Origin of the sequence: Gardnerella sp. 26-12, from assembly GCF_001660745.1 — a bacterium.
Taxonomy (GTDB): domain Bacteria; phylum Actinomycetota; class Actinomycetes; order Actinomycetales; family Bifidobacteriaceae; genus Bifidobacterium; species Bifidobacterium swidsinskii.
This window is the reverse complement of the sequence record NZ_LWSR01000022.1, coordinates 13,687-18,996: the sequence shown is the minus strand read 5'-3', so window position 1 is coordinate 18,996 and position 5,310 is coordinate 13,687. Positions and strand designations below refer to the sequence as shown.

4 protein-coding genes are annotated in these 5,310 nt (G+C 38.3%); all 4 read left to right on the top strand.

Going from position 1 to position 5,310, the window contains the following annotated elements:
• Window positions 1-81: 81 nt before the first annotated feature.
• The 4 genes from A5295_RS02275 (at window position 82) to A5295_RS02260 (ending at window position 5,220) form a co-directional block, all read left to right on the top strand.
• Window positions 82-1,476, top strand: a complete 1,395-nt coding sequence (locus A5295_RS02275) for a zinc ribbon domain-containing protein (RefSeq protein WP_004107292.1) — start codon at window positions 82-84, stop codon at window positions 1,474-1,476.
• A 229-nt stretch (window positions 1,477-1,705) separates the two neighbouring features.
• Window positions 1,706-3,076 carry an ABC transporter permease gene (locus tag A5295_RS02270; protein WP_064340203.1) on the top strand — a complete coding sequence of 457 codons (1,371 nt, stop codon included), beginning with the start codon at window positions 1,706-1,708 and terminating at the stop codon, window positions 3,074-3,076.
• Between the two features lie 74 nt (window positions 3,077-3,150).
• Window positions 3,151-4,473: an ABC transporter permease gene (locus A5295_RS02265; RefSeq protein ID WP_064340204.1), complete on the top strand. Its 1,323-nt coding sequence runs from the start codon at window positions 3,151-3,153 to the stop codon at window positions 4,471-4,473.
• Window positions 4,474-4,578: 105 nt separating this feature from the next.
• The gene (locus A5295_RS02260) at window positions 4,579-5,220 is read left to right on the top strand and encodes an ABC transporter ATP-binding protein (protein WP_004107298.1); all 642 of its coding nucleotides are present in this window, start codon (window positions 4,579-4,581) and stop codon (window positions 5,218-5,220) included.
• The last annotated feature ends 90 nt before the right edge of the window (window positions 5,221-5,310 follow it).

The following is a 5,310-nucleotide window of genomic DNA, read 5'->3' as shown; positions in this document are numbered from 1 at the left end:
AAGTAAATATATCTAATAAGTCATAAGCCTAGCAGTCTTGTCTGCTAGGCTTATTTTGTAAAAATATACGGAGAGAAATATATGAATTGTCCATATTGCAACAGTCAAAATGCTTATGGAGCTATAGTATGCTCATCTTGTGGAGCTAGTCTTGTGCCGCAGCAAGCTAATTCAAGTTATCAGCCAATGCAAAGTGCTCAATATCAGCAAAATCAAATGAACGATGTACAACAAACGCAGTTCATTCAGCAGAACACGCAAGCTTATCCTCAGCCTGTTTATAGCAGTCAAAATACTTATGAACAGCAGGATTATTCAAATCAACAGTACTATAATCAGCAGGATTATTCGCAAAATCAGCCTACAGAATATTATGCTCCTGATTCGTTTAATCCTAATTTCGTAGCAGGTAATGTTGTGAGAAGCACGCCTATGAAACACAGCACAAAAATTATGCTTATTGTAATTGGCATTGTTATTGTGGTTCTTGGTATAGGTTATACAGTTATTCAACAGAATGTGTATTCTCCACAAGCAACAATTCAACGTTATGTGAAGTCTTTGCAAGAAGGCAATTTTGATGAAGCTAACAATATGACAGATTGGTCTTCTTCTAAAGTTCCAGAAAATTATCGTGCCTTACTTACAAGCGCAATAGGCAGAGCTTCCAAGAATCATATGTCTTACATGAGTGTTGATAGTGGCCCATACAATTCATTTAAGCTTTCTTACAAAATTGGCAATAGTGATGCTTCGGCAGTAATAAGCCTTGTACCAGCTGGCAAACAGTGGCTATTCTTTGACTCTTATAAAGTTCAATATCCACCATTTGGTCACATTACCATAACTGTGCCAAATGAAGTTGATAAAATAAAAGTTAATGATTCTGAAATAAATTTGTCTACTCTCAAAAAATCGCCGAAATATGACGGTGAAAGCTACAGTTCAGAATACGGTTATTCAGTATATACATCAGCTACAGAATATAGACTTCCAGTGTATCCTGGTGCTTACCATATTGAATCTGCAAAAAGTTCGCAACTGTGGACCACAAATTCTGCTGACGCGTCAATTAGCGAAAAAGATAGTTCGGAATCTGCAGTGTTAGAACTAGAAGCTACAGAAACATTAAAGGATGAGCTTACTAAGGCTATTCAAAAGCATGTCGATAAATGTGTAGCGTCAACTGAAACTGATGTTCCAGAGAGTTGTAGATTTGCAAGCTTTAGTTATTATACCAGCTATAAATATGACAATATTAAGCGTAGTGTTAATAGCACTCCTATGTTGGATCAAGTTAACATGTCGTCAGGAACTTTTCAGAGCGATGAGGTTGGTGTAGACATTACTTATCGCTATAAGGACGATGATGATGATAGTGATTGGAGAGACTCGCACACTAGAAATAGTGGTTATGTTTATGGAAAGTTTAGTATTAAAGATAATAAGCTAGTAATAGATTTTAACCAAGACTAAACCTAACGAATGTGCAAAATTTAAAGGCGCATTAAATACGAATAAAAGTTTCCCTCTACAATTTGTTTTGCAGAGGGGAATTTTTTTATAGCGTAGATTTGCGCACTGGTAGATTTGCGCATTGTAAAGTATGACACTAAACGCATTTTTCAGTATGGATATGTTATACTGGTAGTCCGTATATTTAAAGGTTGATATACAAGCAATTTTCAATGAAGAAAGGTAGTCGATGACGTTTATCTCTCGTGCAATACGCTACATTCTGAGGAAACGAATAAAAACAGCAATAATTTTCATTATTGTATTTCTTATTTCGACATTGTTATTTTCTACTTCTGCAGTTTCAAATGCTGCAGGTAGAGAAGGAGAAAAAGTTGAAGCGCAAGCAGAGTCTAGTTTTGTGCTCGCAAATAACCCTCAAATAAACCCTGGAACTCCTAGAGGAGCTGGAACTGTAAAACCTAAAGATGTACAGGCAATTGCAAAGTTAAATGGAATTGCTTCCTACGTTGTTCGACAAAATGTAACAGCGGATTTAGTTAATGCTAAAGCGGCAAGAATTCCAGGCGTACAAGAGTATGACAATAAGCGTGAACAGCAGTTTGGGAATGCCGTTAATATTGAAGGAACGAATGACTCTACTGGTTTAAATACTTTTAAAACAAAAGCAATAACTATGTCTAAAGGCAAGCATCTTATTGCTAACAACGTTCATGCATCACTAATTCATGAAGATCTCGCTAAAGCTAACGGATTACATGTAGGAGATACTCTTACACTTCGCGCTAATCCTTACGATGCTGACAATATTCAACAATCAACAGCAACAGTAAAAACTCGTATTGTTGGAATTTATGCCGGTGCAAATAAGCGTCAAGTCGCAACTAGGGCGGAATTGACAGCTAATACCGTGTATACGGATTTGCAAACTACTCGCGAATTATATAAATATAAGCCTGGAAAAGAAATATATCAGGATGCAAGTTTTAGAATAAAGCGCGGCGAGGATGCGGATAATATTATGTCTCAAGCTGCGAAATTGCCTATTGATTTGCAAAACTATCAACTAACTCGTGACGATCAGTTCGTTTCTGGTTTGTTGAAAGCAGCAAAGGGAGTGCGCTCAATAATGACTGTTACAACAATTGCTGTTGTATCATTCGCTATTATTGCTTTGGCATTAGTGCTTTTGCTGTGGATGAATGAGCGACGTAATGAAATTGGTGTGTTTGTTGCAATTGGCACTGGCAAATTATCTATAGTTGGTCAATATCTTGCTGAGATTGTGCTTATTTCAATACCTTCGTTGATTGTGGGTTACCTTTTTGCAAAAGTTATAGCTCCGTTGATGGCTAATGTTGCTCTTGGCTCTGTGCAATCATCAGCCGCCCGTGAATTGAGTAATATGGGTCAAGCTGGTGGAAATCTTGAATCAACTTTGGCAACAAAAACTTTGGAAACACTTAGCGTACAAGTAGACGCTCAGTGTTTTGTCGGAGTTTCTACAATTGTTGGTGCAGTAATCGTTATTGCAGTTGTGTTGTCTTATTTGCCAATTATATGCAAATCTCCTCGTGAGCTCCTCGGATTGCAAAAGTAGAACTATGCTGTTTGGCGGCATAGTTTTCATAATTCGTCGTATGAAAGTTATTTGAAAAGTTAGTGAGTAACATTATGAATGGTGAAGTAATTTCTTTATGTGCTCGAGCGAAACTTGCAATATTGCGCAAACCTCGACGTAACGCAATAATTGTGCTGATTATGACTCTTGTTTTAAGTGCGCTAGTTTCACAAGCTGGTATCAGTGCTTCTGTTGAGGGTGCTAGGGATCGTATTCAATCCAGTATTGGCTTAGGTTTTACTGTACGAGCAAAAACTCGAGGTGAAACTCTTCCAGAGCAAAGTAATGCAAATTCTAATTCTGCTACTGCTACATCTAGTTCCTCAATTCCTCAAGATTTGGGCGCAAATGAAGGAATTGACTCTAGTCAAATTCGTAAATTTGCTGCGATTTCGAGCGTAAAAACTGTAGTGGAAGAGCGCGATGTTTTAGCTGTGCCTGTTGGAAAGCAACTTGTGCTTCCTGCGCAGGGTCCAAGACTAGACGATGATGTTTTGGCTCATGCTGCCGGAATTACTGGCACAACAGATTCTCGATTATCTCAAGGTTTTCAAGAAGGATTGTACCGTTTAGAACAGGGTGAGCATATTACTAATCGTTCTTCTGGTAGAGCAATAGTGCATCGTGATTTTGCTAAGAAGAATAATCTTAAGATTGGTTCTACTATAATTCTTAAGCAAGGGTTTAATGTAAAAGTTCGCGTTGTTGGCATTTTTGCCGGCAAATTGCAAACTAAAGGAGCGCTTCCTTCGGATACGTCAGAAAACCGCATATTTACTGACTTAAGTTCTGCGTTGTCTTTGGCGGGTTCTTCTAATCGAAGTGTTTTGCGTTGTGTTGTTGAGCGTTCTGATTTATTAGCTAGTGCAATACGGGAGGCTAAAAGTATTGCTGGCAAGTGGGCAGATGTAGAGCAGAATGCTTCGCAATTGTCTGATGTAATAAGCTCGGTTAACTCTGTGCAACAACTTGTGCGAATGATTTTTGTGGCACTAAGTTTTGTTGGTATTTTAGTGCTTGGACTTGTATTAGTGTTCTGGGTTAGAGGACGTATGCACGAGATTGGCGTACTTATGTCTATCGGATTATCTAGAGCAATAATAGTTAGTCAATTGCTTGTTGAAATAGCGATACTCAACATTGTGTCATTCGTCATTTCGTTAGGCTTCGGTGCTGCTTTTTCTGGCGTTATTGGTTCTGCGATTTTGCATAGTGCTGATTCGTCATTTATTGCGGATGGTATGCCAGTATTGCCATTGCTGCAAACTCTTGCTGCTTTTGTTATTGGTTTGCTTATTTCAATAGTCGCATTACTTGTTGCAGTGCTGCCAATATTAATAAAGAAGCCTCGGAAAATACTGAGTGCCATGAGTTAGCAGAAATGTAGTTGCGTATGCGAATTTTCTACTAAAAGCGCAATCGCATAAATGGAACAAATCGTATAAATCATATTTAAATTATGTAAAAATAAGGAGCTTATTATGTCGGCTTTATTGCAATTAAAAAATGTGAAGTACACTTACGGACCTGCAAATATTGCGGTACTAAATGACGTGAATGCAGATTTCGAAATTGGCAAAATGTACAGTATCATGGGAGCTTCTGGAGCAGGAAAGTCTACTATGCTCTCACTTTTAGCTGGATTAGATACTCCTTATAAAGGTGAAGTATTGTTCAATGGTGAGGATATTGCAAAAACAGGATATGTTGAGCATCGCAAAAAACATATTTCACTTGTTTTCCAGAATTTTAATCTTATTGACTATTTGACGCCATTAGAAAATTTGCGATTAGTAAATTCACATGCTGATGTTCAAGTGCTAATAGATCTTGGGTTAACTGAAGAAGAAGCAAATCGTAACGTCACTAAACTTTCTGGTGGTCAACAGCAGCGTGTTGCAATTGGACGAGCTTTAGTATCTTCTGCGCCGGTAATTTTAGCTGATGAGCCTACTGGAAGTCTTGACCCTGCAACAACTAAAGAAGTTATTGCAATATTAAAAAAAGCTGCTAGAGAGCATGGCAAATGTGTGATTGTTGTTACTCATGATTCGAAGGTCGCATCTCAAGCTGATGTAAAATACGTGCTAAAAAATAAACAGCTAACGCGACAATCTGCTTGAGCGCACGAACCGGCGAGTTTCGGACACTCGTGCAGTTGGCGCGCTGCGTTATGGTCTCTTAATCCTGTTATTCGGACACGCGTGCAGTCG